Genomic DNA, 362 nt, shown 5'->3' with positions numbered 1-362 from the left:
GTCGGGCAGCAGGGCCAGCGGCCGCATGTTGCGCAGCGTGCGCGGGAAGGCCGCCAGCGCGCCCACGCCTTCGGTGTCCCAGTACGGCGGGCGGCGGATGTAGGTGGACTGGGGGCGCCAGTCGTACTGGGGCGAGGCTTTGTCGCCATCGTCCTTGCGGATGGCGAACATGGGTTGGTAGACGGCGCGGAATTGCTCCGGACGCACGGCGCGCTCGACGATGGCGTCGATCTCCTCGTCGGCGGGCCACAGGTCCTTGAGGCGGATCTCGCGGCCTTCCACCACGCCCAGCACGTCCTGCTCGATGTCGAAGCGCACCGTGCCCGCCAGCGCATAGGCCACGACCAGCGGCGGCGAGGCCA

Annotated in this window: 1 pseudogene; it reads right to left on the bottom strand. The window is 71.0% G+C overall.

Annotation, left to right across the window (positions count from 1 at the left end):
• Positions 1 to 362: pseudogene (locus ACM14_RS30255) on the bottom strand (Fe/S-dependent 2-methylisocitrate dehydratase AcnD); the annotation flags it as partial.

Origin of the sequence: Delftia sp. JD2, from assembly GCF_001682645.1 — a bacterium.
GTDB lineage: Bacteria > Pseudomonadota > Gammaproteobacteria > Burkholderiales > Burkholderiaceae_C > Comamonas > Comamonas acidovorans.
Note: the sequence above shows the minus strand (reverse complement) of the source record. Positions and strands in the feature narration are given on the sequence as shown.